The 681-nt window shown below is 51.2% G+C and carries 1 protein-coding gene and 1 pseudogene; both read left to right on the top strand.

The annotated features are described in order from the left end of the window. A partial coding sequence (locus R7Z50_RS27770; protein ID WP_318149791.1) for an SCO family protein occupies positions 1–494 on the top strand: 494 nt, incomplete at its 5' end. Continuing rightward, positions 484–681, top strand: a pseudogene (locus R7Z50_RS27765) (copper chaperone PCu(A)C); the annotation flags it as partial. The gene R7Z50_RS27770 and the pseudogene R7Z50_RS27765, both read left to right, overlap by 11 nt.

Here is a 681-nt window from a genome sequence, read left to right as displayed (position 1 = left end):
GCGTGTTGTTTGGCGAAAACAATCAACCAGTCAACGTCTTTGATGTGAACGACCCTCGTATTCGTATCGTGTATTTCGGTTTTACTCGTTGCCCTGATGTCTGCCCAACGTCGCTCGCGATGCTGGCAGGTGCACTAAATCAAATCAGCGATGAGCAAAAAGCGCAGCTGCGCCCGATGTTTATCTCTCTCGATCCAGAACGTGATGAAGCGGACGCGTCCGCAAAATATGCGCACTACTTCCACCCTATGATTGAAGGTCTATCTGCGCCGTTGGACATCACGACGCCACTTGCTCACCGCTACGGCGTTATTTTCCGTAAAACCGAATTAGAAGGTTCGGAACTGAAGTACACCCTTGACCACAGCTCTTACTTCTACTTCCTCAAACCGGACGGCACGTTGATCACCAAAGTGCCACACACGCTAACGCCTGCGCCGATTGTTGAAGCAATTTCAAAACTCACCACTAAGGAAGGCTCGAATGAAGGCTAATCAACTGTTCAAAACATTGGCTTTGCGTGCATTACTGCTCAGCCCTTTAGCTCAGGCTAAGCTCGATGTCATGGCGCACGAACCGTATGCGCGTGCTATGGCTCCGGGTGCAACCACCAGCGCCGTCTTCGTAACCTTTGCCAACCGCAGCCAAGACGACATCAATATCGTTGCCGCAGAAACGCCA

The sequence above is a fragment of the Vibrio sp. 1249-1 genome, from assembly GCF_033340495.1.
The sequence above is the reverse complement of the archived record's forward strand: the minus strand, read 5'-3'. Positions and strand labels throughout refer to the sequence as shown.